This window comes from Streptomyces sp. NBC_00028 (assembly GCF_045041065.1).
Classification (GTDB): Bacteria; Actinomycetota; Actinomycetes; order Streptomycetales; family Streptomycetaceae; genus Streptomyces.
On record NZ_CP108293.1, the window covers coordinates 2,524,230 to 2,549,134 of the forward strand.

The window sequence follows — 24,905 nt, forward strand, 5'->3', positions numbered from 1 at the left end:
CAATGAGGCGCACTTATTTCCATGCGCCCGTACGCGCAGGTCAGAGCCGCTTTCCCGCCTGTCCCGAAGGACGAATAACCATGGCCGCCACCCCGCAGAACCCTGCTGCCACGACTCCCCGCCGCAAGGTGAGCCGTCACCGCGGTGAGGGTCAGTGGGCCGCGGGGCACCACACCCCGCTGAACGGCAACGAGCAGTTCAAGAAGGACGACGACGGTCTCAATGTGCGGACACGCATTGAGACGATCTACTCCAAGCGCGGATTCGACTCGATCGACCCCAACGACCTGCGTGGACGCATGCGCTGGTGGGGGCTCTACACCCAGCGCAAGCCCGGGATCGACGGCGGCAAGACCGCGATCCTGGAGCCCGAGGAGCTGGACGACAAGTACTTCATGCTGCGGGTGCGGATCGACGGCGGACGCCTCACCACCCAGCAGCTGCGCGTCATCGGCGAGATCTCCGAGGAGTTCGCGCGCGGCAGCGCGGACATCACCGACCGGCAGAACATCCAGCTGCACTGGATCCGTATCGAGGACGTCCCGGAGATCTGGAACCGCCTTGAGGCGGTCGGTCTGTCCACGACCGAGGCCTGCGGCGACTGCCCGCGTGTGGTCATCGGTTCGCCGGTCGCCGGTATCGCCGAGGACGAGATCATCGACGGCACCTGGGCGATCGACGAGATCCACGAGCGCTACATCGGCAGCCACGAGTTCTCCAACCTGCCGCGCAAGTTCAAGACGGCGATCTCCGGCTCCCCGCTGCTCGACGTGGTCCACGAGATCAACGACATCGCCTTCGTCGGTGTCGAGCACCCCGAGCACGGCCCCGGCTTCGACCTCTGGGTCGGTGGCGGCCTCTCCACCAACCCCAAGCTCGGCGTCCGGCTCGGCGCCTGGGTGCCGCTGGAGGAGGTCCCGGAGGTGTGGGCCGGTGTGGTCGGCATCTTCCGCGACTGGGGCTACCGCCGGCTGCGCACCCGCGCCCGTCTGAAGTTCCTCGTCGCCGACTGGGGCCCGGAGAAGTTCCGCCAGGTCCTGGAGGACGACTACCTCCAGCGCAAGATGATCGACGGCCCCGCGCCCGCCGAGCCCTCGGGCCGCTGGCGTGACCACGTCGGTGTGCACAGGCAGCAGGACGGCCGCTACTACGTCGGCTTCGCGCCGCGCGTCGGCCGGGTCGACGGCGCCACCCTCACCAAGATCGCCGAGGTCGCCGAGGCACATGGCTCGGGCCGGGTGCGGACCACCGTCGAGCAGAAGATGATCATCCTCGATGTCGAGGAGGCGCAGGTCGAGCCGCTGGTCGAGGCGCTGGGTGCGCTGGACCTGACGGCCAAGCCCTCCCCGTTCCGGCGCGGCACCATGGCCTGCACCGGCATCGAGTACTGCAAGCTCGCCATCGTCGAGACCAAGGCGCGCGGCTCCCAGCTGATCGACGAGCTGGAGCGCCGTATCCCCGACTTCGACGAGCCGCTCACCATCAACCTCAACGGCTGCCCCAACGCCTGCGCCCGTATCCAGGTGGCGGACATCGGTCTCAAGGGCCAGCTGGTCCTCAACGACCAGGGCGAGCAGGTCGAGGGCTACCAGGTGCACCTCGGCGGCGCGCTGGGCCTGGAGGCCGGTTTCGGCCGCAAGGTCCGTGGCCTGAAGGTCACCTCCGAGGAGCTGCCCGACTACGTCGAGCGGGTCCTGAAGCGGTTCCAGGCCGAGCGTGAGGAGGGCGAGCGCTTCGCCGCCTGGGCCACGCGCGCCTCGGAGGAGGCACTGTCGTGAGCGAGCGAGCCGCCCCCTTCTACTGCCCCTACTGCGGCGACGAGGACCTGCGCCCGTCCGAGCAGGGTCACGGCGCCTGGGAATGCGCGGCCTGCAACCGCGCATTCCAGTTGAAGTTCCTCGGGCTGCTCGCCCGGGGCCTTCAGCACAACGACGCAGGGGGAGAAGAGATATGACCGCGGTCCAGGAAGAACGTACGACCGACGAACTCAAGGCCCTCGCCGAGCAGGCGGGACGGGACCTGGAGGACGCCTCCGCCCTGGAGATCCTCCAGTGGGCGGTCGACACCTTCGGCAAGCGCTTCTGCGTGACCTCCTCGATGGAGGACGCGGTCGTCGCCCATCTCGCGTCCCGTGCGAGGAAGGGCGAGGCCCCGATAGATGTCGTCTTCCTCGACACCGGCTACCACTTCGAGGAGACCATCGGCACCCGGGACGCGGTCGAGGCCGTGATGGACGTCAACGTCATCACGCTCACCCCGCGCCAGACGGTCGCCGAGCAGGACGCGGAGTACGGCCCCAAGCTGCACGACCGCGACCCGGACCTGTGCTGCAAGCTGCGCAAGGTCCAGCCCTTGGAGCAGGGCCTGACGAACTACCTGGCCTGGGCGACGGGCCTGCGCCGCGACGAGTCCCCGACCCGGGCGAACACCCCGGTCGTCGGCTGGGACGAGAAGCGGCAGAAGGTCAAGATCTCCCCGATCGCCCGCTGGAGCCAGGACGACGTCGACGCGTACGTCGCCGAGCACGGCGTTCTCACCAACCCGCTGCTGATGGACGGTTACGCCTCCGTCGGCTGCGCCCCCTGCACCCGCCGGGTGCTGGAGGGCGAGGACGCGCGCGCCGGCCGCTGGGCGGGCCGCGCCAAGACCGAGTGCGGGCTGCACTGATGACCACCACCGACAAGGAGTTGCACGTGACGACCGGAGCCACCGTCTGGCTCACGGGTCTGCCGAGTGCCGGCAAGACCACCATCGCGTACGAGCTGGCCGGCCGGCTGCGCGAGGAGGGCCACCTCGTCGAGGTGCTCGACGGCGACGAGATCCGCGAGTTCATCTCCGCGGGCCTCGGCTTCAGCCGCGAGGACCGGCACACCAACGTGCAGCGCATCGGCTTCCTCGCCGAACTGCTCGCCCGCAACGGCGTCAAGGCGCTCGTCCCGGTGATCGCGCCGTACGCGGACAGCCGTGAGGCGGTCCGCAAGCGCCACCAGGAGAGCGGCGCCGCGTATGTCGAGGTGCATGTGGCGACCCCGGTCGAGGTGTGCTCCGTACGCGATGTGAAGGGTCTGTACGCCAAGCAGGCCGCGGGTGAGCTGACCGGGCTGACGGGTGTCGACGACCCGTACGAGGCGCCCGAGTCGCCCGATCTGCGCATCGAGTCGCAGAACCAGACCGTCCAGGAGTCCGCGGCGGCGGTCCACGCGCTGCTCACCGAGAGGGGACTGGCATGACGACGACCGTCGCGGCGGTGACGGAGGGCACGCACGCTCCGTACGCCCTCTCGCACCTGGACTCCCTCGAGTCCGAGGCCGTGCACATCTTCCGTGAGGTGGCGGGTGAGTTCGAGCGGCCGGTGATTCTCTTCTCCGGCGGCAAGGACTCCATCGTCATGCTGCATCTGGCGCTGAAGGCGTTCGCCCCGGCGGCGGTCCCCTTCTCGCTGCTGCACGTGGACACGGGGCACAACTTCCCCGAGGTCCTCGAGTACCGGGACCGGACGGTCGCCGAGCACGGGCTGCGGCTGCATGTCGCCTCCGTGCAGGACTACATCGACCGGGGTGTGCTCAAGGAGCGCCCGGACGGAACCCGTAACCCGCTCCAGACGCTGCCGCTGACCGAGAAGATCCAGGCGGAGAAGTTCGACGCGGTCTTCGGCGGTGGCCGCCGGGACGAGGAGAAGGCCCGCGCCAAGGAGCGCGTCTTCTCGCTGCGCGACGAGTTCTCGCAGTGGGACCCGCGCCGCCAGCGCCCCGAGCTGTGGAACCTCTACAACGGACGGCACGCTCCCGGCGAGCACGTCCGCGTGTTCCCGCTCAGCAACTGGACCGAGCTGGACGTGTGGCAGTACATCGCCCGCGAGGGCATCGAGCTGCCGGAGATCTACTTCGCCCACGAGCGTGAGGTGTTCCAGCGGGCCGGCATGTGGCTGACCGCCGGCGAGTGGGGTGGCCCCAAGGAGACCGAGACCGTCGAGAAGCGTCTCGTGCGCTATCGCACGGTCGGCGACATGTCCTGCACCGGTGCCGTCGACTCCGACGCCGTGACGCTGGAGCAGGTCATCACGGAGATCGCCGCGTCCCGGCTCACCGAGCGCGGCGCGACCCGCGCCGACGACAAGATGTCCGAGGCCGCGATGGAAGACCGCAAGCGCGAGGGGTACTTCTAAGCATGAGCACGACCACTTCCGAGGCGCTCTCGGAGACGACCCTGCTGCGGTTCGCGACCGCCGGCTCCGTCGACGACGGCAAGTCGACCCTCGTCGGACGGCTGCTGCACGACTCCAAGTCGGTCCTCACCGACCAACTGGAGGCCGTGGAGCGCGCGTCCGCCTCGCGCGGCCAGGAAGGCCCCGACCTCGCACTCCTCACGGACGGCCTGCGCGCCGAGCGCGAGCAGGGCATCACCATCGACGTGGCCTACCGCTACTTCGCCACCGCCAAGCGCCGGTTCATCCTCGCCGACACGCCGGGGCACGTGCAGTACACCCGCAACATGGTCACCGGCGCCTCCACGGCCGAGCTGACGGTGATCCTCATCGACGCCCGCAACGGTGTCGTCGAGCAGACCCGCCGGCACGCCGCCCTCGCGGCCCTGCTGCGCGTCCCGCACGTGGTCCTCGCCGTCAACAAGATGGACCTCGTCGAGTACAAGGAGTCCGTCTTCGCCGCGATCGCCGAGGAGTTCACGGCGTACGCGACCGAGCTGGGTGTCCCCGAGGTCACCGCGATCCCGATCTCGGCGCTCGCCGGTGACAACGTGGTGGAGCCGTCCGCGAACATGGACTGGTACGGCGGCCCGACCGTCCTGGAGCACCTGGAGACGGTCCCGGTCACCCACGACCTGAGCCACTGCCACGCGCGTCTGCCCGTCCAGTTCGTGATCCGCCCGCAGACCGCCGAGCACCCCGACTACCGGGGGTACGCCGGTCAGATCGCCGCCGGTTCCTTCCACGTCGGCGAGCCGGTCACCGTCCTGCCCTCGGGCCGCGCGTCGAAGATCGCCGGCATCGACCTGCTGGGCAAGCCGGTCGACGTGGCCTGGACGACCCAGTCGGTGACGATCCTGCTGGAGGACGACATCGACATCTCGCGCGGTGACCTCCTCGTGCCCAGCAAGGACGCCCCGGCGACCACGCAGGACGTCGAAGCGACCGTGTGCCATGTCGCCGACGCCCCGCTGACCGTCGGCCACCGGGTGCTGCTCAAGCACGGCACCCGCACGGTGAAGGCGATCGTCAAGGACATCCCCTCCCGTCTCACGCTCGACGACCTGTCCCTGCACCCGCACCCGGGACAGCTCGTCGCCAACGACATCGGCCGCGTGAAGATCCGCACCGCGGAACCGCTGCCGGTGGACTCCTACGCCGACTCCCGTCGCACCGGCTCGTTCATCCTGATCGACCCGAACGACGGCACCACGCTCACCGCGGGCATGGTCGGCGAGTCCTTCGCGTCCCCCGAGCCCGTCAAGGACGCGGCCGAGGACGACGGGTGGGACTTCTGACATGAACTCCACCGACTACTACTCCACGTTCGCGAAGGAGGGCGGCCGCGTAGGCAGCGGCGCGCTCGGCAGCGGGCAGGGCGGAGTGGCGCGATGTGTGCGTTGACGTACGCGCACCGCTTGCGCGCCCCGTCCCCCCACAGCCGTAGACGCAAACCTGCCGACCTCCCGGCCACGACCTGAGAGACCGTGACCGCCGGGCCTCCGAGAGGAACACCTCCCGTGCCTGCTCCATCTGCTCTTCGCCGCACCTTCGCGGTCATCGCCGCGCTGCCTCTCCTCACCCTCGCCGCCTGCGGCTACGGGTCCGACGCCAAGGACGACGGCACCGCCAAGGTGGCCGCCGGGGCGAAGAAGATCGACGGACTGGACTCCGTCAAGATCGGCTACTTCGGCAACCTCACCCACGCCACCGCGCTGGTCGCCAACCAGAAGGGCTTCTTCCAGAAGGAGCTCGGTGCCACGAAGGCCTCGTACGCGACCTTCAACGCCGGTCCGTCCGAGATCGAGGCGCTCAACTCCGGTTCCATCGACATCGGTTGGATCGGCCCCTCCCCGGCGATCAACGGCTACACCAAGTCCAAGGGCACCAACCTGCGCATCATCGGCGGTTCGGCGTCCGGCGGGGTCAAGCTCGTCGTCAACCCGAAGAAGATCAAGTCCCTGAAGGACGTCAAGGGCAAGAAGATCGCCACCCCGCAGCTGGGCAACACGCAGGACGTGGCGTTCCTCAACTGGATCTCGGAGCAGGGCTGGAAGGTCGACGCCGAGAGCGGCGCGGGTGACGTGTCGGTCGTCCGCACCGACAACAAGGTGACCCCGGACGCCTACAAGTCCGGTTCCATCGACGGCGCCTGGGTGCCGGAGCCGACCGCGTCCAAGCTGGTCGCCGAGGGCGGCAAGGTGCTGCTCGACGAGGCCGACCTGTGGCCGGACAAGAAGTTCGTGATCACGAACATCATCGTGTCGCAGAAGTTCCTCAAGGAGCACCCGAAGGCCGTCGAGGCGGTCCTGAAGGCCTCCGTCGAGACCAACAAGTGGATCAACGCCAACCCGGACGAGGCGAAGGCCGCGGCGAACAAGCAGCTGGAGGCCGACTCCGGCAAGGCGCTGCCGACCGACGTCCTGGACCCGGCCTGGAAGTCCATCCAGTTCACCAACGACCCGCTGGCCTCCACCCTCAACACCGAGGCGGAGCACGCGGTCAAGGCCGGTCTGCTGGAGGACCCGCTGCTGGACGGCATCTATGACCTGACGCTCCTGAACAAGGTCCTGAAGGCCGACGGCGAGAGCACGGTCGACGACGCCGGACTCGGCGTCAAGTAAGCCCTGATCCCGAGAGTCTCCAGGAGGTGACGACCATGGCCACCGCGGTTGCCAAGGCCGAACAGGCCGAGTCAGTCGAGTACGCCGCCCGCATCGAGCACGTCTCGAAGTCCTTCGGCGGGCCCGCCGGGCAGCAGCTCGTCCTCGACGACATCACCCTCGATGTCGCGCCGGGCGAGTTCGTCACCCTCCTGGGGGCCTCGGGCTGTGGCAAGTCCACACTGCTCAACCTGGTCGCGGGTCTCGACGACCCGAGCGCCGGCAGCATCAGGACCGACGGGCGCCCCGCTCTGATGTTCCAGGAGCACGCCCTGTTCCCGTGGCTGACCGCGGGCAAGAACATCGAACTCGCCCTGAAACTGGGCGGAGTCGCGAAGAACGACCGGCGCGACCGCGCCGAGGAACTGCTCGAACTGGTCCGGCTGAAGGGCTCGTACGGCAAGCGGGTGCACGAGCTGTCCGGCGGTATGCGCCAGCGTGTGGCGCTCGCCCGGGCGCTGGCCCAGGAGAGCCGGCTGCTGCTCATGGACGAGCCGTTCGCGGCGCTGGACGCGATCACGCGTGATGTGCTGCACGACGAACTGACCCGGATCTGGGCGGAGACGGGGCTGTCCGTCCTGTTCGTCACGCACAACGTGCGCGAGGCGGTCAGGCTGGCCCAGCGGGTCGTCCTGCTGTCTTCGCGGCCTGGCCGGATCGCGCGCGAGTGGACGGTGGGCATCCCGCAGCCGCGCCGTATCGAGGACGCCCCCGTGGCCGAACTGTCCCTTGAGATCACCGAAGAACTGCGTGGGGAGATCCGCCGCCATGGCCAGCAGTGACACGAAGACGGCCCCGACGGACGAGACACGGGACCGGTCCGCCGGTCTGGAGGCCGGTCTGGACGCCCTGGAGACCTCGGCCACCGCACGGACGCCGTTCTCCGTGACCGCCCGCACCAAGATCCTCCCGCCGCTCGTCGCGACGGCCGTCGTGCTGGTGATCTGGCAGGCGCTGATCTCCTTCGACATCGTGACCGACCCGACCAAGCTGCCCTCCCCCGGCGACGTGGCGACCGAGTTCAAGGACGCCTGGCTGGAGGGCAAGCTCCTCGGCTACATCTGGACCAGCGTCGAGCGCGGTCTGCTCGGCTTCCTGCTGGCCCTGGCGATCGGCACTCCGCTGGGGCTGGTCGTGGCCCGGGTGAAGTTCGTCCGGGCGGCGATCGGTCCGGTCCTGTCGGGTCTCCAGTCGCTGCCGTCGGTGGCGTGGGTGCCGCCGGCCGTGCTGTGGCTGGGTCTGAACAACTCGATGATGTACGCGGTCATCCTGCTCGGCGCGGTCCCGTCCATCGCCAACGGTCTCGTCTCCGGCATCGACCAGGTGCCGCCGCTGTTCCTGCGGGCGGGCCGCACGATGGGCGCGACCGGCTGGCGGGGTGCCCTGCACATCGTGCTGCCGGCCGCGCTGCCCGGCTATCTCGCCGGTCTGAAGCAGGGCTGGGCCTTCTCCTGGCGCTCGCTGATGGCGGCGGAGATCATCGCCTCCTCGCCCGACCTGGGCATCGGTCTCGGCGCGCTCCTGGAGAACGGCCGCAACGCCAGCTCCATGCCGATGATCTTCGAGGCGATCTTCCTGATCCTGTTCGTCGGCATCGCCGTCGACCTGCTGATCTTCAGCCCGCTGGAGCGGCGGGTGCTGCGCAGCCGCGGCCTGCTGGTGAAGGGGTAGGTCCCTTGCCGAGGAAGCCCGTTCTTCTCGTCATCGCCCACGGCAGCCGCGATCCGCGGCACGCCGCGACGGTGCACGCCCTCGTCCGCCGGGTGCGCGCGATGCGCCCGGACGTACGGGTGGAGACGGGCTTCCTGGACTTCAACATCCCCTCCGTCCAGGGGGTGTTGGAGTCGCTGGCGGCACAGGGCGTGCGTGACGTGGTGGCCCTCCCGCTGCTGCTGACCCGTGCGTTCCACGCCAAGGCGGACATCCCGGCGGTGCTGCGGGACGCGCCGCCGCAGCTGCGGATCCGGCAGGCCGAGGTACTCGGCCCGTCGCCGCTGCTGTTGTCCGCGCTCGAACGGCGCTTGTACGAGGCGGGGTTGACGCCCGCCGACAAGTCCTCGACCGGGGTCGTGCTGGCCTCGGCGGGGTCCACGGACCCGGAGGCGATCGCAGTGATCGCAGAAATCGCGCGGGAGTGGCGGCACACCGGTTGGTGCGCCGTGCGGCCTGCGTTCGCCTCCGCCGCGTTGCCTCGGACCGAGGATGCGGTGCGGGAGCTTCGGGCGCTGGGGTGCTCCCGGGTGGCCGTTGCGCCGTATGTTCTTGCTCCCGGTTTTCTGCCGGACCGGATCGCGCGGGGCGCGGCGGAGGCGGATGTGCTGGGGGATGTGCTCGGGGCTTCGCCTGAGGTGGCGCGGGTTCTGCTGGAGCGGTATGACGAAGCCCGGGTGCCTTTGCTTGCCGCCTTGGGTGCGTAGTCGTCTGCGGGCCGTGGGGGCTTGTCGCGCCCACGCGGCGGAGCCGCAAATTCGATACAGCTCCGCGCCCCTTGGGTATCTAGCGGCACAGGGCGTTTCCAAGTGCCGTCCGTCCGTACCTTACGACTCTCCCCTCGCGCGTCCGGCTCAGGAGTCCCGCGTCGTAGAGCACCGTCAGGTGCTGGCTCACCGCGCCCGGCGTCACGTTCAGGCGGTGGGCCAGTTCTGTTGTCGAGGCGGGTTCTGCCAGGAGCAGGAGGAGTCTGGCTCTGGGGCGGCCGAGGAGGCGGGCCAGGGCGTCGCCGGTGACCGGGGGCGGTTCCTCCGAGAGGGTGGCGCGGCCGCGGGCCGGATAGATGATCGTGGGCGGCCGGGTGGGGTCGATCAGCGGCTGGGCGCCTCGGGCGAACAGCGAGGGCAGCAGGACCAGTCCGCGGCCGGCGATGCTCATGTCGGTCCATGGCGCCTGGAGCATGAAGTCGTCGGTGGACAGGCGTAGGTGGCCGTCCACCCAGCTGAGCCGCCGGTCCAGTCCCGCGAACATCGCCCCGGCACCCTGCTCGGCGAGCACCCGGGCCTGATGGGCGAGGTCGGCCGCCATGATGCTCTGTACGCGCGGCCACCAGTCCGGGGCAAGGCAGACCTGCCAGTAGGCGTCGAGGGCCTCGACGATCCGCCGGAGGAACGCGGCGGGCTCGGTCAGGCCCCGGGCGACGACGGGTGGCAGCGCGTCCGCGGTGCGGTAGGCGGCACGGAAGTCGGCGTCGAGGAGCTCCGGCGGGGTGGCGCCGAGCCGCTCCAGCTCGTCGGCGAAGACAGGACGGGCCCGTTCAGGACGCGGGGTGAGGCAGTCCGGCACCCACAGCCAGGGGGCGGTCAGCGCGATGAGCAGCTCGTGGTCGAGGGTGTCCAGGCGGGGGCGGATGCGGCGCAGCCACGGCCGGTGATGGGGATAGCGGGCCGGGTCGTGCAGACAGCGCAGCGAGAACACGGCCTCCTGGAGCGGGGAGCAGGCGAAGGAGGTGGTGGCGAGGTCGCCGACGTCGAAGCGGAACTCGATCATTGAGTGCCACGCTAAATCATTGTCGGCGCGACACCGCCGCCGGGTGAGATGTCCGCATGACCACGACACCCGTCACCGTGCCCGTCGAACCCGGGCTACGCCCCTCCCGGCTTCCCACCGACCCCACCCTGCGCCGCGCCACCCTGCTGACCGCCGCCAACTCCCTGGGCAACGGCCTCTACTTCCCGCTCGGCGTCCTGTACTTCACCCGCGTCGTCGGCCTCGACGCGACCTCGGTCGGCCTCGGCATGACGGGCGCGGGGCTGGTCGGCGTGGCGGCCGGGGTACCGGCGGGCCGGGCCGCCGACCGGTGGGGTGCCCGGCGCGTGGGCGCGCTGCTGTGGGCCGGGACGGGCGTGGCGACGGCCGCGTATGTCTTCGTGCACTCCTACGTCGGTTTCCTCGTCGCGGTGGTCTGCGCGACCGGGCTCCAGATGGCGAGCCGCGGGGTGCAGGGTGCGATCTACGCCGATGTGCTGCCCGCCGCGACCCGGGTGGAGGCGCGGGCGTATCTGCGGATGGTCACCAACGTCTTCATGGGGGTGGGCGGCGTCTTCGGTGCGATCGCCCTCCAACTCGACACGCGGGGCGCGTATGTGACGGTCATTCTGGTCAACGCGGTGTCGTTCGCGGGCCCCGCGTTGCTGCTCCCCCGGCTGCCGCTCGCACCCCACGCGCTGGAGCGCGCGGCTCCCGAGGCGGGCGCCCCGGTGGCCGACCGCTGGCGTGCGGTGCGTGATCTGCCGTTCCTCGCGGTGACCGTGTTGAACGCGATCCTCGTCGTGCAGTACACGCTGTCGGAGGTCGGGCTGCCGCTGTGGATCGTGGAGCGCACCGAGGCGCCGCGCTGGACGGCGGCCCTGCTGATGATCCTCAACTGTGTGCTGGTGGCGCTGCTCCAGGTGCGGGTGGCCCGGCGCGCCTCCCAAGTGCCCAGCGCGGTACGGGCGATGGGCTGGTCGGGGCTGCTCCTCGCGCTGGCCTGCGCGGTGTACGCGGTGTCGGCGGGCCTGTCCCCGGTGTGGGCGGTGCTGGCGCTGGCGGTCGGCGCGATCGTGCAGGTCTTCTCGGAGGTGCTGTCGGCCGCGGGCGGCTGGACCCTCGGCTACGAGCTCGCGGACGCCCGCGTCCACGGTGTGTACCAGGGCGTGTTCGGCGCGGGCATGTCGGCCGGCATGATGGCGGGCCCCGCCCTGGTCACGGTCACCGCGATCCAGCACGGCACGGCGGGCTGGGCGATCCTCGGTGTCCTGTTCGCCCTCGCGGGCCTCGCGGTGAGCCCTGCGGTGCGCTGGGCCCTGCGGAACGGGGACTGGCGGGGCGACAAGGTCTAGTCGAAACTGAGCCCACCGGTACGGGTGCGCTTGAGCTCGAAGAGGTCCGGGTCCGTCGCCAACACCCGGAAGCTGTCGAAGAGTTGCGCCGCCCGCGCGCCCCGCGGAATCGCCCGCAGCACCGGCCCGAACCACACCGTCCCGTCGACGTGGATCGTGGGCGTGCCCACATAGCCGCCCGAGTCGGGTTCGGCGCCGGCCGAGTGGCTGCGGCGGACGGCCTCGTCGTACGACGTGTCGTGCGCGGCATCGGCGAGGCCCGCCGGCAGGCCGAGGTCCGCCAGGGACTCGGCGATCACCGCGTCGAAGTCCTCGGCCTTCCGTTCGTGGATACGGGTGCCGAAGGCGGTGTAGAGGTCACGCAGGACCTTCTCGCCGTGCGCCTGGGCCGCGGCCACGGCGACGCGCACCGGGCCGATGGACTTGTCGACCAACTCCCGGTACCACGCGGGCAGTTCGTTTCCCGCGTTGTGCAGGTACAGGCTCATCGCGTGGAAGCGGAGGTCGAGCGGGCGGTGCCGTTCGACCTCCAGCAGCCAGCGGGAGGTGATCCAGGCGAAGGGACAGGCGGGGTCGAACCAGAAGTCGACGCGGGCGGGTTCTGCGGTGGTCATGCCGTCGACGGTAATCCCTCATTGGCCCAGCCTTGTGGTCCAATCAGCCACTGGTTCCATGGTCCATTTCGGTCAGCCGCACCAGCTCCTCCACCGGCATCGACCCCGGCGCCCTGCGCTCGCGCGCGAAGGTGTTGGCCAGGCGCTGCAAGAGGTCGTTGAGCGGGGTCGGTACGCCGTGCAGCCGGCCCAGCAGCGCGATCTCGCCGTTGAGGTAGTCGGCCTCGATGGTGCCGGTGCCCCGGTCCAGGGACTGCCAGGAGGAGCCGCCGCCGCGCGGGGCGCCGTGCAGGGGGGCGAGGAAGACCTTGTCGCCCCGTACGGCCCGCTGCTCCTCGGCGCTGGCGTACGGGATGCCGGCGGCGTCGAGGACGGCGACGCCCTCGGCCTTCACCCGCCCTAGGAGCGCCACGGCCTCGTCGCTCTCCATCGGCCCGGTCACGGCCTCCAGCGCGTTCCCGAGGTTGGCGAGCAGCTTGGCGTACTGCCAGCGGGTCACGTCCGGCACGACCGGTGCCTCGAAGCGGGACTTCTCCAGGTCGGCGGCGATCAGCCGGGCGGTCTCGTCGGTGCCGTGCGGGTAGCGGCCGAGGTGGAGGATGCCGGTGAGCGGGGCGCCGGCGGCGCTGACGACGCCGGGTTCGACGAGCGCGCAGGGCAGCCACACGCACACGCCGTACACCGTGCGGAACGTGCGCAGGGCCAGGCGCTGGCTCTCCACGCCGTTCTGCGCGCAGACCAGCGGCAGCCGCTCGGCCGCCGTACCCCCGCCCGCGACCGCTGCCGGTCCCCAGGTCTGGAGCGCTGCCACGCTGTCCTGGGTCTTCACCGCGAGGACGAGGACGTCGTCGGCGCGCAGCTCGCCGAGCTCGGCCGGGTCCTCGACAACGGGCAGCCGATGGACGAACTCGCCGTCGGGGACGCGGAGTCGAAGCCCGTGCTCGCGCAGCGCCGCCCGGTGGGCGCCCCGTGCGACGAGGACCACCTCGCTCCCCGCCTCCGCGAGCCGCCCGCCGACGACGCATCCGACCGCTCCCGCCCCGATGATGATGTAGCGCATGGACCGAGCCTCGCACACGTGACCTTGCCACCGGGCGCCCGGTGTCCGTTGCCGGGCACGGTCACTCCACGCCGGTCATCTCCACCAGCTTGACCACGGTGTTCCAGTTGCGGCTGGTGGCGATCAGCCCCTTGTTCACGCGCGGCTTGGAGAGCTGTTCCGCGAGCTTGGAGCGGCCCAGGCCGTCCGGGACGTACAGGTAGAGGGCACGGTCGCCGAGGCGGAACTCCTCGGGGAGGAAGGCGGGTTGGTCGATGGCGGCGAAGCGGTCCGCGTCGACGGCGGCGGAGAAGTAGGTGACGTGCAGCTGCTTGCCCTCCAGTTCGGCGGCCGGGAAGGGGCAGGCGTCGACGATCGCGGCGAGGTAGGCGTGATCGCGGACGATGACGTCGACCCCGAAGCCGAAGTGCTTCTCGATCGCGGCGGTGATCTCGGCCGCGAGGGATTCCTCGTCGCCGTGGCCGGCGGTGAACACCGCCTGGCCGCTCTGGAGGTAGGTGCGCACCCCTGAGTGGCCGAGCCCCTCCATCAGGGTGCGCAGTTCGGCCATCGGGACCTTCTTGGCACCGCCCACGTTGATCCCGCGCAGCAGCGCCGCATACGTCGTCGTCATGCGCTCACCATAGGACGACGGCGTGTTGTTGTAGGGGGCACACTCCTCCCCAGTGCGGAGACGGCCCTGGTCCGAGAGGACGAGTCGCTCATCCGCACTTCACCGGGCAGCACGACGTGACGGGTTTATCCGGCCCATACCTTCGAAACGAAAGGTGGCGGCAGGGGGCCGCGACCGCAGTCAAGGGGGCAAGCCCGTCATGGGGAACGGAGAAACAAGGGTGCGGGGCCTGGCGGCCCGGGCCGGCGGCTGGAGTGCCCGGCACCGCTGGGCCGCGGTCGGCATCTGGGTGCTGTTCGTGGTCCTGGCCATGGGACTCGGTTCGGCGGCGGGCCGGGTCGACGTCGACGAGAGCGAGGGCCTGAAGGGGGAGACCCACACGGCCGCGCGGATCGTCAAGGACGCCGGCATCGAGGAGCCCGCCGGTGAGTCGGTCCTGGTGCAGGCGAAGGACGGCCGGCTCAAGGCGACGGACGAGCAGTTCCGTGCCGCGGTCAACGCCGTCGTCCAGGCGGTCGACGCCACCGGCAAGGTCACGGACGTCACCTCGCCGTACGACACGGACACCGTCTCCAAGGACGGTCGCAGCGCGCTGGTGCAGTTCGACATGAAGGGCGACGCGGAGACGGCCGGTGAGCGGGTCGAGCCCGTGCTGGACGCCGTGGCGAAGGTCCAGAAGGACCATGCGGACCTGCGGATCGAGGAGATCGGCGGCGCCAGCATGCAGAAGACGTTCGACGACGCGTTCGGCGACGACTTCCAGAAGGCCGAGTACTCGGCCGTGCCCGTGGCCCTCGGCATCCTGCTGATCGCCTTCGGCGCGCTGGTCGCGGCGCTGCTGCCGGTGGCCCTGGCGCTCACCGCGATCATGGCGACGATGGGCCTGATGGGCGTCATCAGCCATGTCATGCCGATGGGCGATGTCGCCAACTCGGTGATGCTGCTGGTCGGTCTGGCCGTCGGCGTCGACTACTGCCTGTTCTATCTGCGCCGGGAGCGCGAGGAGCGTGAGGCGGGCCGGGACGCGCAGACCGCGCTGCGGATCGCCGCCGCCACCAGTGGCCGCGCGATCATCGTCTCCGGTGTCACGGTGTGCGTGGCGATGGCGGGCATGCTGTTCACCGGGATCGCCGACTTCGAGGCGATGGGCCTGGCCTCGCTGATCGTCGTGGCCGTCGCCATGATCGGCTCCATCACCGTGCTGCCCGCGCTGCTCTCCCTGCTGGGTGAGCGGGTCGAGAAGGGCCGTATCCCGTTCCTGCGGCGCCGCAAGCGCAACGGCAACGGGGAGAGCCGGCTCTGGACGGTCATCCTGGGTGCGGTGCTGAAGCGGCCGATGGTCTCCGTCGTCGTGGCGGCGGGCGCGCTGCTCGCGATCGCCGCGCCCGCGGTCGGCATGAAGACCCAGAACCTCACGCTGGACCAGGAGTTCGGCGACTCGCTGCCCATCGTGCAGACCTACGACCGCGTCAACGCGGCCTTCCCCGGCGGCTCCGAGCCCGCCGAGGTGATCGTCAAGGCGGACAACATCGACTCCGCGGAGGTGCAGAACGCGCTCGCCGACTTCAAGGAGCAGGCGGTCGCCTCGGGTGCCTCGCGCGGCCCGGTCGAGATCAAGCTGCACCAGAAGCAGAACCTCGCCTTCGTGTACGTCCCGCTGGTCGGCGGCTCCGACCTCGACAAGGCGGGCGCGAGCCTGGAGAAGCTGCGCGACGAGGTGCGGCCCGCGACCCTCGGCAAGGTCGACGGCCTTGCGGCTCCCATCAGCGGTCAGGTCGCCGGCTCGAAGGACTTCAACGACCAGTTGACCGGCGCGGTCGTCCCGGTCTTCGCCTTCGTGGTGGTCTTCGCCTTCCTGCTGATGCTGCTCTCCTTCCGCTCCCTGACGATCGCGATCACCTCGATCGTGCTCAACCTGCTGTCGGTGGGGGCGGCGTACGGAATCCTCGTCGCCGTCTTCCAGCACGGCTGGGGCGCGTCCCTGGTGGGCGCGGAGGGCGTCGGCGCGATCATCTCCTGGCTGCCGCTGTTCCTCTTCGTGATCCTGTTCGGCCTGTCGATGGACTACCACGTGTTCGTGGTCTCGCGGATCCGTGAGGCACGTCTGAAGGGCCGGACGACAAAAGACGCGATCCAGCACGGTGTGGTCACCACGGCCGGTGTCGTCACCAGTGCCGCGGTCATCATGGTCGCCGTCTTCGCGATCTTCGGAACGCTGTCGATGCAGTCCATGAAGCAGATGGGCGTGGGCCTGGCGACGGCGGTGCTCGTCGACGCGACGATCATCCGGGGTGTGCTGCTCCCGGCGGTCATGGCCCTGCTCGGTGAGCGCAACTGGTATCTGCCGAAGTGGCTGAACCGCCTGCCCGACCTCACGCACGACGAGGCGGCGGAGGTCGTGGTCCACGAGGTGGAGGAACCTGCCCGGGTGTAACCGCTCGCGGCACGGCGCAGGGCCCGTTGGTCACCGGGGAGCCAACGGGCCCTGCGTGTTGTGCGGTCACCGGGGCCGGTAGGCGGTGGCCAGCACGGAGACGGTGACCCGGCCGGGCAGGAGGCCGTCATCGGCCGGCCCCGCCCGGCTCACATGCCGTGCGCTCGGGGTCATCGCCACCAGGTCCAGGACATCCGCCCCGCTCAAGGCCGCGGAATACTCCACCTGTTCGGTGACGGTGGCCTCGAAGAAGGGCGCGAGCGCCCGGTGCAGGCGCTGCTCCTTGGCCGGGTCGACCGTGACCATCGCGGGGATCCGGCCGCGCAGTTCGGCCAGGTGCCGCCCGGTGGGCCGGACCACGACCAGCCGGCCGGTCGGGCGCAGCACGCGGTGGAACTCGGCCGGGTTGCGCGGGGCGAACACGTCCAGCACGACATCCGCCACCCCGTCGTCGAGCGGGAAGCGCCGGAACACGTCCCAGGCCAGGGCGGCGGCCCGGTCATGGGCCCGGGCGGCCGAGCGCAGCGCGCGCACCGAACTGTCCAGCCCCAGCCCCCGGGCGCCGGGCAACCGGTCGAGTGCGCCGGCCAGGTAGTAGCCCGTGCCGCACCCGACGTCGACCACGGTGCCCCGCTCGGACACAGCACCGGCCGCCAGACGGGCGCTCACCTCACGGATGGGCGCGTAGGTCCCGGTGGCCAGGAAGCGATCCCTGGCCCGGACCATCTCGGCGTCGTCACCGCTGGTGGCCCGGGCGCCCGTCAGCAGGCCGGCATAGCCGTACCGGGCGATGTCGAAGCTGTGGCCGCTCGGACAGCGCAGTGCGCCGCGGTCGGCATGCAGGCGGCCGGTGCGGCACGCGGGGCAGCACAGCAGGTCGAGGGAGCGGTGCAGGGCGGAGGGAAGCGACACCGACCGCGGCCGTGTCCTCCGGATCATCCCGGGTGAGCGGGCAGTTCGGCCTCGATGAGGTCAACCGCCCTTTGCGTGCCTCCTTCTTGGGCCATCCCCGCCTGTAGGTCCTTGAGCCGCGCGGCGACTTCCGGATCGTCGACGAGGGCCACGGCCGTGGCGCGCAGCGCCTCCGCGGTGGCCTCCGCCGTGTCGAGGCGGCGGGCCACACCCAGCGACTGGAGCATGTCCGCGTTGCCGAACTGGTCCACGGCCTGCGGTACGGCGATCATCGGGGTCGCGGTCGCGAGGCCCTCCTGGCTGCCGCCGGCGCCGGCGTGGGTGACGAACAGGTCGGCCTGCCGCAGCACCGCCAACTGCGGTACCCACGAAGACACTTCGATGTTGGCGGGAATGTCCCCCAGCTCGACCGGGTCCACGCTCGCGCCGATCTGGAGCACCAGATGCCAGCCGGGCAGATCGCCGAAGGCCTTCACGCACTCCCGATAGAAGCCGGGCTGCTTGGTGAAGGCCGACCCGAGCGACACGAGGACGACCTTCTCGGCGTCGGCGGGTCGCCGCCACTGACCCTCGGTGCCGCGGTCGCCCTGACAGGCTCCGACGAAGGAGTACACCTTCTCGTCGACCCGGTCGGCGTGGGGCTGGAGCGCCTTGGGGATCAGCACGATCGACCGGGCGGGGCGGCCCGCGAAGTCATCGGGGTGCAGGGTGACCCCGTTCTCCTCCAGCCAGCCCTGGAAGCGGGCGTAGTACGCCTGCCCCCGCTCGGTCTTCTTCGGCTCCGCCCACATCGGCTCGGCGATCTCCTCCTCGTAGCCCTCCCAGGCCACGAGGTTGGGCGAGAGCGAGACCGCGGGCACGCCCCAGCGGTGGGCGAGGACCCGGGCCGGGTAGGAGGTGATGTCGTGCAGGACGAGATCCGGTTCGTCTCCCTCGTACGCCTCGATCAGTTGCGGCAGCGCCTGGATGGCGTCGGCGAGGAAGGGTTCGACGTTGTCGAGGAGGGTGCTGCCCCATGCCTCCGGATCGGCGCCGGGCCCGGGCAGGGTGGAGTTCCAGAGCCTGGGCTCGGCGCCGGTCGCGGCGACCTTCTCCGCGAACACCGGCGGGATCGCGTACGTCACCCGGTGGCCGCGTGCGACGAGCTCGCGGATGACTTCGAGGCTCGGGTTCACATGGCCGTGGGCGGCGACCGAGAACATGGCGATGTGTGCGGGAGTGGTCATGCCGTCGAGGCTAGACGAGACGAGACGTCTCGTGCAATTCAATTAACGTGAAGCCGCTTCAGCGCTGATAGCGGGCGAGCACCAGGTTGCCGTCCTTCTCCAGGCGTCTGCGCAGTTCGGCGAGGCCGATCGCCCCGCTGTAGTACTCCTGGAACGCCGGGGTCGCGACCTTGTCCTTCCACTCGGGGTAGCCGCGCACGGACTGGGCGGGCGCCGAGCGCAGATGGGCGGCGAGGGCGGTGCCGGTGGCCCAGCCGTTCTCGGCGGTGTGCAGGGCGGGGTCCTTGAGGGCCTGTGTGCCGGTGGGCAGCATCCAGTCGCCCAGCGCGAGCCGCACCATGTTCTTCGGGCGGAGCAGGAAGTCGATGAACTGGACGGCCTCCTTCTTGTGGGGGCTGTCCTCGGCGACGGACAGCGTCTGCGGGCTGACGCCCTGGCTGAGTCCGTCGGCACCGGCGGGGGCGGGCAGCACCTGCCAGTCGAAGCCCTTCGGCGCCTGCTGCACGATCTGCTGGCGGTAGGAGAAGCCGAGCGGCACCATCGCGTACCTGCCGCCGAAGAACCCGGGCAGGGTGTCGGAGCCGCTGCTGCCCAGGGTGGTGGGCGAGGCGCTGTGGTCGGTGTTCGCCTGGTCGTGGACGGTGCGCGGGACGACCTCGTCGCCCTTGTCGAAGCGGATGGTCACCTTGCCGTCGGCACCCCGGTGGAAGAGCTGTCCGCCCGCCGACAGGGAGAGGTTGAGGGTGGCCGAGACGGGTTCCTTGAGCGGCCAGGCGATGCCGTACTTCCCGTGACCGCCGAGTTCTTCGGTGATCTGCCGGAACTCGGTCCAGCTCCAGGGGTGCTCGGGCGTCGGAACGCGCACGCCCGACTCCTTCAGCCACTTGGCGTTGGCGATGAGGACCCTCGGCTCCTGGAGGAACGGCACACCGTAGATCCCGTCGCCGAAGGTCGTCGTCTCCCAACCACGCTGCGGGATGTCCGACTTGAGCCGCGCGGGCAGCAGGTCGCTCAGGTCGGCGAGATAGCCGCCATAGGCGAAGTCCGCGAGGTCGTCGGAGGCGTCGTGGATGATGTCGGGCGCCTCGCCGCCCTCGAAGGAGGTGAGGAGCTGGTCGTGGACGCTGTCCCAACTCCCCTGGACGTACTCGACCTTGACGTCCGGGTGGGTCGCGTTCCACTCCTTCACCAGCTGCTGGTTGGCGGTGACGGACTCCTCCTGCCAGGCCAGCGACTGGAAGCGGAGGGTGACGGTGCCGTCGTCCTTCCCGCTCTCCCCGCCGGTGCAGCCCGTGAGGAGCAGGGCCAGCACCAGCCCGATGAGCCATTTCGCCCGCATCAGCTCTTCACCGCCCCGGCCAGCATGCCGCTCGTGATCCGCCGTTGGATGAGGGCGAAGACGACCAGCGAGGGCAGCGTCGCGAGGAACGCCGCCGCGGCCAGCGGCCCCAGGTCGGCGACGCCCTCCGCGCCGATGAAGTGGGTGAGGACGATCGGCAGTGTCTGTTTCTCCGGGGTCTTCAGCAGGACCAGCGCGAAGAAGAACTCGTTCCACGCGGTGACGAACGCGAACAGCGCCGTCGCCACGATCCCCGGCGCCAGCAGCGGCGCGGTCACCGACACCAGCGTCCGCAGCCGCCCGGCGCCGTCGACGGCCGCCGCCTCCTCCAACTCCTCCGGCACCGCCCGCACATACCCGACCAGCATCCACAGCGCGAACGGCAGCGCCCACACCACGTACACCAGCACGAGCCCGAACAGCGAGTTGATCAGCCGCAGGTTCTTCAGCACCAGGAACAGCGGGATGATCACCAGCACCAGCGGGAACGCCTGGCTGACCACCACCCACCCGGTCGCCGCCCGCGCGAGCAGGCTGCGGCGCCGGGCCATCACATACGCGAGCGGTGTGGCGATCAGTACGGCGATCAGCGCGGCGCCGAGCGCGGCGAGCAGGGAGTTGCCCGCGGCGCGCAGCAGCGGCTGTTCGTCGAAGGCCTGCCGGAAGTTGTCGAGGGTGGGATCCCTCGGTATCCAGGTCGGGTGCAGACTGCCCAGTTCCCGGGGCGACTTGAAGGCGATGGAGATCAGCCAGAGGAACGGGAAGGCGAGGAAGACGAGATACGCGAGCAGGGCGGCGTACTGTCCGACGCGGCCTGTGGTGCTGGTCCTCATGCCTCGTCACCTCCCCGCAGCCGGCCCACCAGGAAGACGGCGAGCAGCACCGAGATCACGGCGACCATCACGCATCCCATGGCCGCGGCGTAGCCGAACTGGCCGTAGCGGAAGGCCTCTTCGTAGGCGAAGAGCATCGGGAGCCGGGTGCGGCCGCCGGGTCCGCCGCTGGTCAGGACGTAGACCAGGGCGAAGGAGTTGAAGTTCCAGATGAAGTTGAGGGCGGTGATGGACAGCGCGACCGGGCGCAGGGCGGGCCAGGTGACCGTCCGGAAGCGGCGCCAGGCGCCCGCCCCGTCCATCGCCGCCGCCTCGTGCAGTTCGCGCGGCGTGTTCTGCAGTCCGGCGAGCAGGGCGACCGTGGTCTGCGGCATCCCGGCCCACACACCGACGACGATGACGGCGGGCAGGGCGGTGGACAGACCCGCGAGCCAGTCACGGCCGTCGCCGAGGCCGAGGTCGCGCAGGGTCTCGTTGAGGACGCCCGCGTCGGGGTTGTAGACGAGCCGCCACATGACACCGACGACGACCTCGGGCATCGCCCACGGGATGATGGCCAGGGCGCGGGCCAGCCAGCGCAGTCTGAGGTCCTGGTTCAGCAGCAGGGCGAGGCCGAGCGCCAGCAGGAACTGCGGCACCGTCACCCCGACCGCCCACACCAGGCCGATCCGGAACGACTCCCAGAACAGCGTGTCGTGCAGCAGGTCCTGGAAGTTGAGGCCGCCGATCCACTGGGTGGACCGGGTGCGCCCGGACTGGGCGTCGGTGAACGCCAGGAGGATGCCGTAGAGCAGCGGTCCGACGCTCAGCACGAGGATCGGGATCAGCGCGGGCAGCACCAGGAACCAGGCGCCGCGGTCCACCGCCCTGCGGCCCCCGTCGGCGCGTGGCGCACCCCGCGCCCCCCGCGTCGACCGCTTCGTCGCGGTCAGCGATGTCACGTGATCGGCTCCTCACCACGGCTCGGGACACTCCGGGACCGGTGGCCCCGGTCATGGTCGTGAAGGGCGTATGCGCCGTCAAGGCACCGTGCACACCGTCCGACCTGTACGAATGCGAGACTGGGCGGCGGATGGCGGGAACTCGACGCCCGGTGCGCGCTGGACGCGCGCCGCATCGGCAGGAACGGGACACGGAGGCGGGCGATGGACGAGGCACGGGCGCGGGAGGTACTGGCCGAGGCGGGGGTGCTGCCCGCGGCGGCCGGGGAGGCGCGGCTGCTCGCGCTCGGTGAGAACGCCGTGTTCGCCGCCGGTGACCTGGTCGTCAAGGTGGGCCGGGACGCCGAACTCCTGGACCGGGCGCGCCGGGAGCTGGACATCGCGCTGTGGCTCGCCGAGGCCGAGGTGCCCGCGGTGCGGGCCGCCGAGCCGAAGCCGCTGCTCGTCGCGGGGCACCCGGTGACGGTGTGGCACCGGATGCCCGATGCCGTACGGCCCGCCGAGCCCCGGGATTTGGCCGAACTGCTACGGGTGGTCCACGCGCTGCCCCTGCCCTCCTTCGCACTGCCGCCCCGCGAGCTGCTGGGCGGTGTGGAACGCTGGCTGCGGCTCGCGGGCGACGCGATCGACCCCGCGGACGCGACGTATCTGCGCGAGCGCCGGGACGGCTTCGCGGGGGCCGCCGCCGCGCTCACCCCGCACCTTCCGCGCGGCCCCATCCATGGAGACGCGCTCCCGCGCAATGTGCACGTCGGCCCCGACGGCCCGGTCCTGGTCGACCTGGAGACCTTCTCCGCGGACCTGCGTGAGCACGACCTGGTGGTGATGGCGCTGTCGCACGACCGGTACGGGCTGCCGACGCCGGCCTACGACAACTTCACCCAGGCGTACGGCTGGGACGTACGGGAGTGGGAGGGCTGTTCCGTGCTCCGGGGCGCCCGGGAGACGGCGAGCTGCGCCTGGGTGGCCCAGCACGCGCCGAGCAATCCGCAGGCGCTGGCGGAGTTCGAGCGGCGGGTGGCATCGCTCAGGGACGGGGACGAGACGGTGCGCTGGTACCCGTTCTGAGCGTGCGAGAGCCTTGCGGCGGCGGGCGTCAGACCGTCTTGTCGGCCACCGTCAGCTCCCGCAGGGGCCAGGTGCCGTCCACCACCGCGTCCGTCTCGCCCTTGCCGCGCAGGAACTTCTGGAAGTCCGCCGCCCAGTCCGCGTACCACTCGATCTGGCGGCGGTGCAGGTCCGCCGGGCCGAGGGTCGCGATCTTGGGGTGGCGGTCGGCTATCGCGCCGGCGAGGCGGGCCGCGGCGAGGGCGTCGGCGGAGGCGTCGTGGGCGGAGTCGAGCGGGACTCCGTACTCCCCGCAGACCGCTTCGAGGTTGCGCTTGCCGCGGCGGTAGCGGTCGACGGCGCGGTCGATGGTGTACGGGTCGATGACCGGGGCCGGGTCCAGTCCGCCCAGGCGGTCGCGGAGGGAGGGGAGGTGGTGGCGGTGGAGTTCCGCGGAGAGCAGGGTCAGGTCGAAGGCCGCGTTGTAGGCGACGACCGGGACGCCCGTCTTCCAGTACGTCACCAGTACGTCCGCGATGGCGTCGGCGACCTGGTCGGCCGGCCTGCCCTCGGCGGTCGCGCGTTCGTTGCTGATCCCGTGGACCGCGACCGCGTCCGCCGGGATCTCCACGCCCGGGTCCGCGAGCCACTCGCGGTGGCCCATGACCTGCCCGGCCCTCACCTCGATCACGGCTCCCGTGACGATGCGCGCCTCGCGCGGATCGGTGCCGGTCGTCTCCAGGTCGAAGCCGATCAGCAGCTCCCGGTGCCAGCCCATGGGCCGTCCCCCTTCTTGGTGGTGCTTTCCCCCAGTGGTCTCCACCATCCCATGCGCCACTGACAACCAGAGGACCGCGTTCCGCTTGGCGCTCCGCCGGGGACTTTCATGACACCGGTCGCGAATCCACCCAAGACGTCTCGAACTCCTCGCGATACGTCGGGAAGAGGCCGCTCTCATCCATTTCGCCCGGCTTGACGACCTTGCTCCCGTTCCGCAGCACCAGCACCGGCGCCTCCATGCCCCGCGACCGCCGCAGATAGGACTGCACGACGGCGATCCCGTCCGTGCCGTCGCCGTCCACGAGGTAGGCGGTGAAGCGCGGGGTCTCGTCGTAGACCTGGATCTCGAAGGCGCCCGGGTCACGGAGCTTGGACCGCACCCGGCGCATGTGCAGGATGTTCATCTCGACGGCCCGGCTCAACTCGCCGCGTTTCATGCCGAGTTCCCGCTCGCGCCGCTTGACCGCGCTGGAGGCGGGGTTGAGGAAGAGCAGCCGCACCCGGCAGCCCGCCTCGGCGAGCCGGACCAGGCGCCGGCCGGAGAAGTTCTGGACCAGGAGGTTGAGGCCGATGCCGACCGCGTCGAGGCGGCGGGCGCCGCCGAAGATGTCCTCTGCGGGGAACTGGCGCAGCAGCCGCACCCGGTCGGGGTGCACGGCGACCACGTCCGCGTACCGGTCGCCGACGAGGTCCTCGACCGCGTCCACCGGGAGCCGGCGCGCGGAGGGGACGTCTCCGCCCGCGCCGAGTATCTCCAGGAGCCGCGCCGAGGCCCGTTCGGCCTGGCCGAGGACGGCTTCGGACAGGGCCCGGTTGCGGGAGACGACGTTGCGGGTCACTTCCAGCTCGTCCAGGGCGAGTTCGACGTCCCGGCGCTCGTCGAAGTAGGGCTCGAAGCACGGCCAGTGCTGCACCATCAGCTCACGCAGCTGCGGCAACGTCAGGAAACTCAGGACGTTGTCGTCGGCCGGGTCGAGCAAGTAGCCCTTGCGACGGCTGACTTCACGTACGGCGACCGCGCGCTGCACCCATTCCTGGCCGGCCGGTCCGGCGGCGGCCACCACCCAGTCGTCGCCGTGGACGGGTTCGTAGATGGGACGCAGAACAGCGGCCACGACCGCGCGCAACCGCTGTTCGACGAGGTTCAGCCAGATGTAGGCCCGGCCGGCTCGCTGGGCGCGCGTACGCACCTCGCGCCAGGCGTCGGCGTCCCAGTCCAGCTCCGGCCCGATGGAACCGGCGGCGTCCATGGGCCGGGCCAGCGACACCGTGCCGGGCGGGGCGTCTGCGGAGTTCCCCTCGTGACCCTCGTCACCAGGGGGCAACTCCAGCCCTCCCGAGCCCACCCGCGCACCGCCTTCCGCTCCCCCGAGCTCTCCCCGTCCCAACGATCAAGGAAGGGTACTCCGGGACCGGTCGGCGGTG

The 24,905-nt window shown here is 70.7% G+C and carries 23 protein-coding genes and 1 pseudogene; 13 read left to right on the top strand and 11 right to left on the bottom strand.

Annotation, left to right across the window (positions count from 1 at the left end):
- The first annotated feature begins 80 nt into the window (after nt 1–80).
- The 10 genes from OG885_RS11155 to OG885_RS11200 all read left to right on the top strand — a co-directional run bounded on the left by OG885_RS11155 (nt 81) and on the right by OG885_RS11200 (nt 9,284).
- Complete coding sequence (locus OG885_RS11155) at nt 81–1,778, top strand: nitrite/sulfite reductase (RefSeq protein WP_405729865.1); 1,698 nt, start codon at nt 81–83, stop codon at nt 1,776–1,778.
- Nucleotides 1,775–1,954, top strand: coding sequence for a hypothetical protein (locus OG885_RS11160; RefSeq protein ID WP_314205404.1), 180 nt, complete (start codon nt 1,775–1,777; stop codon nt 1,952–1,954). Before OG885_RS11155 ends, OG885_RS11160 begins: the two co-directional genes overlap by 4 nt.
- Nucleotides 1,951–2,667: a phosphoadenylyl-sulfate reductase gene (locus OG885_RS11165; protein WP_405729870.1), complete on the top strand. Its 717-nt coding sequence runs from the start codon at nt 1,951–1,953 to the stop codon at nt 2,665–2,667. The genes OG885_RS11160 and OG885_RS11165 overlap by 4 nt, the downstream gene beginning before the upstream one ends.
- A 26-nt stretch (nt 2,668–2,693) precedes the next feature.
- Complete coding sequence (cysC, locus tag OG885_RS11170) at nt 2,694–3,230, top strand: adenylyl-sulfate kinase (RefSeq protein WP_399951943.1); 537 nt, start codon at nt 2,694–2,696, stop codon at nt 3,228–3,230.
- Nucleotides 3,227–4,165: a sulfate adenylyltransferase subunit CysD gene (gene cysD / locus OG885_RS11175; RefSeq protein ID WP_405729873.1), complete on the top strand. Its 939-nt coding sequence runs from the start codon at nt 3,227–3,229 to the stop codon at nt 4,163–4,165. Before cysC ends, cysD begins: the two co-directional genes overlap by 4 nt.
- A 2-nt stretch (nt 4,166–4,167) precedes the next feature.
- On the top strand, nt 4,168–5,502 hold the full coding sequence (locus tag OG885_RS11180) for a sulfate adenylyltransferase subunit 1 (protein ID WP_399951024.1): 1,335 nt from the start codon (nt 4,168–4,170) through the stop codon (nt 5,500–5,502).
- Between the two features lie 222 nt (nt 5,503–5,724).
- Nucleotides 5,725–6,828: an aliphatic sulfonate ABC transporter substrate-binding protein gene (locus OG885_RS11185; RefSeq protein ID WP_405729877.1), complete on the top strand. Its 1,104-nt coding sequence runs from the start codon at nt 5,725–5,727 to the stop codon at nt 6,826–6,828.
- A 35-nt stretch (nt 6,829–6,863) separates the two neighbouring features.
- A complete protein-coding gene (locus OG885_RS11190; protein WP_405729880.1) occupies nt 6,864–7,649 on the top strand; it encodes an ABC transporter ATP-binding protein in 786 nt (261 codons plus the stop codon).
- Nucleotides 7,636–8,538, top strand: a complete 903-nt coding sequence (locus OG885_RS11195) for an ABC transporter permease (RefSeq protein ID WP_405729883.1) — start codon at nt 7,636–7,638, stop codon at nt 8,536–8,538. Before OG885_RS11190 ends, OG885_RS11195 begins: the two co-directional genes overlap by 14 nt.
- Before the next feature lie 5 nt (nt 8,539–8,543).
- Nucleotides 8,544–9,284, top strand: a complete 741-nt coding sequence (locus OG885_RS11200) for a sirohydrochlorin chelatase (RefSeq protein WP_405729886.1) — start codon at nt 8,544–8,546, stop codon at nt 9,282–9,284.
- Nucleotides 9,285–9,363: 79 nt separating this feature from the next.
- Here the strand turns inward: OG885_RS11200 and OG885_RS11205 are convergent, their stop codons facing one another.
- Entirely contained in the window at nt 9,364–10,347 is a 984-nt protein-coding gene (locus OG885_RS11205; RefSeq protein ID WP_405729889.1) for a helix-turn-helix domain-containing protein, read from the bottom strand.
- 56 nt (nt 10,348–10,403) lie between these two features.
- Between OG885_RS11205 and OG885_RS11210 the strand changes: the two genes are divergently transcribed.
- Nucleotides 10,404–11,681, top strand: coding sequence for an MFS transporter (locus OG885_RS11210; RefSeq protein WP_405729892.1), 1,278 nt, complete (start codon nt 10,404–10,406; stop codon nt 11,679–11,681).
- Here OG885_RS11210 and OG885_RS11215 read toward each other — a convergent pair.
- The 3 genes from OG885_RS11215 to OG885_RS11225 form a co-directional block, all read right to left on the bottom strand.
- Nucleotides 11,678–12,295 (bottom strand): DsbA family protein, encoded by a 618-nt coding sequence (locus OG885_RS11215; protein WP_405729895.1) that lies wholly within the window; start codon nt 12,293–12,295, stop codon nt 11,678–11,680. The two genes, OG885_RS11210 and OG885_RS11215, sit on opposite strands and share 4 nt — an antisense overlap.
- Nucleotides 12,296–12,338: 43 nt before the next feature.
- Nucleotides 12,339–13,355 carry a ketopantoate reductase family protein gene (locus tag OG885_RS11220; protein WP_405729898.1) on the bottom strand — a complete coding sequence of 339 codons (1,017 nt, stop codon included), beginning with the start codon at nt 13,353–13,355 and terminating at the stop codon, nt 12,339–12,341.
- A 61-nt stretch (nt 13,356–13,416) separates the two neighbouring features.
- Nucleotides 13,417–13,968 carry a DUF1697 domain-containing protein gene (locus tag OG885_RS11225; protein WP_405729901.1) on the bottom strand — a complete coding sequence of 184 codons (552 nt, stop codon included), beginning with the start codon at nt 13,966–13,968 and terminating at the stop codon, nt 13,417–13,419.
- 199 nt (nt 13,969–14,167) lie between these two features.
- Here OG885_RS11225 and OG885_RS11230 point away from each other — a divergent pair, with 199 nt between their 5' ends.
- Entirely contained in the window at nt 14,168–16,402 is a 2,235-nt protein-coding gene (locus OG885_RS11230; RefSeq protein WP_405729904.1) for an MMPL family transporter, read from the top strand.
- 66 nt (nt 16,403–16,468) lie between these two features.
- On the opposite strand, the gene OG885_RS11235 is transcribed toward OG885_RS11230, so the two are convergent.
- The 5 genes and pseudogenes from OG885_RS11235 to OG885_RS11255 all read right to left on the bottom strand — a co-directional run bounded on the left by OG885_RS11235 (nt 16,469) and on the right by OG885_RS11255 (nt 21,653).
- Nucleotides 16,469–17,341: a methyltransferase domain-containing protein gene (locus OG885_RS11235; protein ID WP_405729907.1), complete on the bottom strand. Its 873-nt coding sequence runs from the start codon at nt 17,339–17,341 to the stop codon at nt 16,469–16,471.
- A pseudogene (gene mgt / locus OG885_RS11240) lies at nt 17,338–18,583 on the bottom strand (macrolide-inactivating glycosyltransferase). Before mgt ends, OG885_RS11235 begins: the two are co-directional and overlap by 4 nt.
- 15 nt (nt 18,584–18,598) lie before the next feature.
- Nucleotides 18,599–19,879, bottom strand: coding sequence for an ABC transporter substrate-binding protein (locus OG885_RS11245; protein ID WP_405729910.1), 1,281 nt, complete (start codon nt 19,877–19,879; stop codon nt 18,599–18,601).
- The gene (locus OG885_RS11250) at nt 19,879–20,712 is read right to left on the bottom strand and encodes a carbohydrate ABC transporter permease (protein WP_405729913.1); all 834 of its coding nucleotides are present in this window, start codon (nt 20,710–20,712) and stop codon (nt 19,879–19,881) included. Before OG885_RS11250 ends, OG885_RS11245 begins: the two co-directional genes overlap by 1 nt.
- Nucleotides 20,709–21,653, bottom strand: a complete 945-nt coding sequence (locus tag OG885_RS11255) for a carbohydrate ABC transporter permease (protein ID WP_405729916.1) — start codon at nt 21,651–21,653, stop codon at nt 20,709–20,711. The genes OG885_RS11250 and OG885_RS11255 overlap by 4 nt, the downstream gene beginning before the upstream one ends.
- A gap of 204 nt (nt 21,654–21,857) precedes the next feature.
- Here OG885_RS11255 and OG885_RS11260 point away from each other — a divergent pair, with 204 nt between their 5' ends.
- The gene (locus OG885_RS11260) at nt 21,858–22,721 is read left to right on the top strand and encodes a phosphotransferase enzyme family protein (RefSeq protein WP_405729919.1); all 864 of its coding nucleotides are present in this window, start codon (nt 21,858–21,860) and stop codon (nt 22,719–22,721) included.
- Between the two features lie 28 nt (nt 22,722–22,749).
- Here the strand turns inward: OG885_RS11260 and OG885_RS11265 are convergent, their stop codons facing one another.
- Together OG885_RS11265 and OG885_RS11270 are read right to left on the bottom strand one after the other, a co-directional pair.
- On the bottom strand, nt 22,750–23,478 hold the full coding sequence (locus OG885_RS11265; RefSeq protein ID WP_405729922.1) for a 3'-5' exonuclease: 729 nt from the start codon (nt 23,476–23,478) through the stop codon (nt 22,750–22,752).
- A 106-nt stretch (nt 23,479–23,584) separates the two neighbouring features.
- Nucleotides 23,585–24,826: an SAV2148 family HEPN domain-containing protein gene (locus OG885_RS11270; RefSeq protein WP_405742688.1), complete on the bottom strand. Its 1,242-nt coding sequence runs from the start codon at nt 24,824–24,826 to the stop codon at nt 23,585–23,587.
- Nucleotides 24,827–24,905: the final 79 nt, after the last annotated feature.

What these genes read in the sequence shown, in the direction of transcription:
- OG885_RS11155 (WP_405729865.1), top strand. Translation starts at nt 81, where the DNA reads ATGGCCGCCACCCCGCAGAACCCTGCTGCCACGACTCCCCGCCGCAAG.
- OG885_RS11165 (WP_405729870.1), top strand. Translation starts at nt 1,951, where the DNA reads ATGACCGCGGTCCAGGAAGAACGTACGACCGACGAACTCAAGGCCCTC.
- cysD (WP_405729873.1), top strand. Translation starts at nt 3,227, where the DNA reads ATGACGACGACCGTCGCGGCGGTGACGGAGGGCACGCACGCTCCGTAC.
- OG885_RS11180 (WP_399951024.1), top strand. Translation starts at nt 4,168, where the DNA reads ATGAGCACGACCACTTCCGAGGCGCTCTCGGAGACGACCCTGCTGCGG.
- OG885_RS11190 (WP_405729880.1), top strand. Translation starts at nt 6,864, where the DNA reads ATGGCCACCGCGGTTGCCAAGGCCGAACAGGCCGAGTCAGTCGAGTAC.
- OG885_RS11195 (WP_405729883.1), top strand. Translation starts at nt 7,636, where the DNA reads ATGGCCAGCAGTGACACGAAGACGGCCCCGACGGACGAGACACGGGAC.
- OG885_RS11205 (WP_405729889.1), bottom strand. Translation starts at nt 10,347, where the DNA reads ATGATCGAGTTCCGCTTCGACGTCGGCGACCTCGCCACCACCTCCTTC.
- OG885_RS11210 (WP_405729892.1), top strand. Translation starts at nt 10,404, where the DNA reads ATGACCACGACACCCGTCACCGTGCCCGTCGAACCCGGGCTACGCCCC.
- OG885_RS11215 (WP_405729895.1), bottom strand. Translation starts at nt 12,295, where the DNA reads ATGACCACCGCAGAACCCGCCCGCGTCGACTTCTGGTTCGACCCCGCC.
- OG885_RS11220 (WP_405729898.1), bottom strand. Translation starts at nt 13,355, where the DNA reads ATGCGCTACATCATCATCGGGGCGGGAGCGGTCGGATGCGTCGTCGGC.
- OG885_RS11225 (WP_405729901.1), bottom strand. Translation starts at nt 13,968, where the DNA reads ATGACGACGACGTATGCGGCGCTGCTGCGCGGGATCAACGTGGGCGGT.
- OG885_RS11230 (WP_405729904.1), top strand. Translation starts at nt 14,168, where the DNA reads ATGGGGAACGGAGAAACAAGGGTGCGGGGCCTGGCGGCCCGGGCCGGC.
- OG885_RS11235 (WP_405729907.1), bottom strand. Translation starts at nt 17,341, where the DNA reads ATGATCCGGAGGACACGGCCGCGGTCGGTGTCGCTTCCCTCCGCCCTG.
- OG885_RS11245 (WP_405729910.1), bottom strand. Translation starts at nt 19,879, where the DNA reads ATGCGGGCGAAATGGCTCATCGGGCTGGTGCTGGCCCTGCTCCTCACG.
- OG885_RS11250 (WP_405729913.1), bottom strand. Translation starts at nt 20,712, where the DNA reads ATGAGGACCAGCACCACAGGCCGCGTCGGACAGTACGCCGCCCTGCTC.
- OG885_RS11260 (WP_405729919.1), top strand. Translation starts at nt 21,858, where the DNA reads ATGGACGAGGCACGGGCGCGGGAGGTACTGGCCGAGGCGGGGGTGCTG.
- OG885_RS11265 (WP_405729922.1), bottom strand. Translation starts at nt 23,478, where the DNA reads ATGGGCTGGCACCGGGAGCTGCTGATCGGCTTCGACCTGGAGACGACC.